This is a genomic window from Mycobacteriales bacterium (genome assembly GCA_035550055.1).
Classification (GTDB): domain Bacteria; phylum Actinomycetota; class Actinomycetes; order JAFAQI01; family JAFAQI01; genus DASZTV01.
Genome location: DASZRO010000075.1, coordinates 1 through 2,816, shown reverse-complemented (window position 1 = coordinate 2,816; position 2,816 = coordinate 1). Strand labels below are relative to the sequence as shown.

Sequence of the window (2,816 nt, the reverse complement as noted above, 5' to 3'; positions counted from 1 at the left end):
ACGACGTACAGCTCGGTCGGATCCGCGCCGTCGATGCACGGTCCGTATTCGGCCTCGACGGCGGCCAGATCAGCAGGGACCTCTCGCCACCACTTGGCAACGTGCGGCTGCCGCAACCACTCGAACAACATGGGCAGGTCGTCGCGAACGAGTGGGCGAAACCGCAGGTTGTCCGTGTGGCTCGGCCTGGCGATCTCAGCCACGGACAAGTCGAGCGGCTGCGGCGGCGACGCGCTCGTCGGTCGCCGTCAGTGCGATCCGCACGTGGCGCGAGCCCGCCGCGCCGTAGAACTCCCCGGGCGCCGCGAGGATCCCTCGCTCGGCAAGCCACCCGACGGTGTCCCAGCACCCCTCGTCGCGCGTCGACCACAGGTACAGGCCTGCGCCGGTGTCCTCGACGGTGAAGCCGGCACTGCGCAGGGAGCCGAGCAGCAACGTACGGCGGGCGGCGTAGCGCGCGCGTTGTGCGACCACGTGGTCGTCATCGCCGAGCGCCGCCACGGTCGCAGCCTGCACCGGCGCCGGGACGATCATGCCGGCGTGCTTGCGCACCTCGAGCAAACGCTTGACCAGCGCCGGGTCACCGGCGACGAACCCTGCCCGGTAACCGGCGATGTTGGAGCGCTTAGACAGCGAGTGCACCGCGAGCAGACCGTCGTGACTGCCGCCGCAGACCTCCGGGGACAGGACGGACACCGGCGGCGCTTCGCCGTAGTAGATGTCGGCGTAGCACTCGTCGCTGGCGACCACGGACCCGCGCTCGCGGGCCCAGTCCGCGACCTTGCGAAGGTGCTCTGCGGGCAGCACGGCTCCGGTCGGGTTGCTCGGCGAGTTCACCCACAGCAGGTCCAGCCGCTCCGGCCCCAGCGCGACCGTCCCGTCGACCGCGAGCCCTGTCGCGCCCGCGATCCGCGCTCCTACGTCGTACGTCGGGTAGGCCAGTGACGGGTAGCCGACGGTCGCGGCGCCGAGCAGCGTCGGCAGCCAGGCGACCAGCTCCTTCGTGCCGATCACCGGAAGCACCGCCGCCGGGTCGACCGTCGCGCCGAAACGGCGCTCGAACCAGGACGCGATCGCCTCGCGGAGGGCGGGGGTGCCCGCAGTGAGCGGGTAGCCCGGCGCATCCGCGGCCGCGATCAGCGCTTGCTGGACGATCGCGGGCGTCGGGTCGACCGGCGTACCGACCGACAGGTCGACGATGCCGTCGGGATGCGCGCGCGCCTTCTCGGCGTACGGCGCGAGCAGATCCCACGGGAAGTCCGGAAGGCTTCCCAGCCAAGAGGTCACTGGCGGACCGCTCGGAGAACCTCAGTGCTCGTCGTGCGCCTGAGGTGGCAGCGCGGCGACGAAGGGGTGATCCTTGTCGATCTTCCCGGTCTTCGATGCGCCGCCGGGCGAGCCGATCTCCTCGAAGAACTCGACGTTCGCCTTGTAGAAGTCCTTCCAGTTGTCGGGCACATCGTCCTCGTAGAAGATGGCCTCGACCGGGCAGACCGGCTCACACGCACCGCAGTCGACGCACTCGTCGGGGTGGATGTAGAGCATGCGCGCGCCCTCGTAGATGCAGTCGACCGGGCATTCCTCGATACACGCCTTGTCGAGCAGATCGACACACGGCTCGGCGATGACGTACGTCACTGTTCAGATCCTCCCTCGGCTGCAACGCCTTCTAGTATCACGGTCGCCTGGACCACATGCGAAACCGGGAGCGCATTTTCGTGGCTGACGAGCTCCCGGCGGTGCCGCGCAACGGGACCCAGGTCACCCTCCGGGTGGCCACACCGGTCGGTCCGATCAGCGTGGTGGGGGAGATCGTCGAGGCCGATCCCGAGCATTGGTCGGTCCGCCGACGGGACGGCTCGGTCGCGAAGGTGGCGGTCGCCAGTATCGAGGCGCGGCGCGAGATGCCGCCCGGCCGGTCGGCCACCGCTACGCCGACCGAGGTCCAGCAGCTGGCCGCGTTCGGGTGGCGGGCGCTCGAGACGGTGCGGCTCGGCGACTGGCTGCTGCGCGCGTCCGGCGGCTTCACCCGTCGGTCGAACTCGGCGATGGCGGTGGGGGATGCGGGCGTTCCGTTGGAGCGGGCGTTGGATCTGGTCACCGACTGGTACGCCGAACGAGGGCTGCCGCCGACCGTCTCACAGGCCGACGGGGCGTCCCCGCCGCAGCTTCCGGCGTACCTGTCCGATCGCGGGTGGCAGCTCGGCGCCGTGTCGCACGTCATGACCGGCGAGGTCGCCCATGCGTTGCAGGGCATGCCGAATGCGGTGGCGGGTGCGGTGGCCGGCGGCTTGGAGCTCGTTGCGGCGGATGCGCCGGACGAGGCGTGGTACGCCTGCTACTCCCAGGGTGCGCACGCACCGGGTGAGGTCGGCCGCCGCGTGATCGAGAACCACCCGGCCGCGTCGTACCTCTCACTGCGAGACGGGGAACGAGCGGTCGCGGTGGCCCGCGCTTCGGTCGACGCACGATGGGCCGGACTGTTCGCGGTCGCCGTGGCTCCCGATCGCCGACGGGAAGGCCTCGGCGCGGCGGTCACCCTCGGCGCGCTCAAGGACGCGGCGCGCCGTGGCGCCCGCCACGTGTACCTGCAGGTGGAGGTCGGCAACGCCGCGGCGATCGAGCTCTACCGGCGCCTCAACCTGCGCGTCCACCACGACTACCGCTACTGGTCCTCCCCGAAGTAGCACACACAACCCCGCACCTTGTCCCGTCGTACGCCGATCGTCCGGTTCGGTGACCACGTTGTGTGCTGCTTCGGGAAAACGGAGGATATTGACAACGGTTGTCAGTAACTTTAGCGTCGTCCCGTGCCC

4 protein-coding genes are annotated in these 2,816 nt (G+C 70.3%); 1 reads left to right on the top strand and 3 read right to left on the bottom strand.

What is annotated here, in order from left to right:
• From VG899_11230 to fdxA, 3 genes are all read right to left on the bottom strand, one after another.
• On the bottom strand, positions 1 to 203 hold a 203-nt coding region (locus VG899_11230; protein ID HWA66929.1), incomplete at its 3' end, for an acetyltransferase.
• A complete protein-coding gene (gene dapC, locus VG899_11225) occupies positions 196 to 1,287 on the bottom strand; it encodes a succinyldiaminopimelate transaminase (GenBank protein HWA66928.1) in 1,092 nt (363 codons plus the stop codon). The genes dapC and VG899_11230, both read right to left, overlap by 8 nt.
• 21 nt (positions 1,288 to 1,308) lie before the next feature.
• Positions 1,309 to 1,638 carry a ferredoxin gene (fdxA, locus tag VG899_11220; protein ID HWA66927.1) on the bottom strand — a complete coding sequence of 110 codons (330 nt, stop codon included), beginning with the start codon at positions 1,636 to 1,638 and terminating at the stop codon, positions 1,309 to 1,311.
• An 80-nt stretch (positions 1,639 to 1,718) separates the two neighbouring features.
• Here fdxA and VG899_11215 point away from each other — a divergent pair, with 80 nt between their 5' ends.
• Complete coding sequence (locus tag VG899_11215) at positions 1,719 to 2,687, top strand: GNAT family N-acetyltransferase (GenBank protein ID HWA66926.1); 969 nt, start codon at positions 1,719 to 1,721, stop codon at positions 2,685 to 2,687.
• Positions 2,688 to 2,816 lie beyond the last annotated feature (129 nt).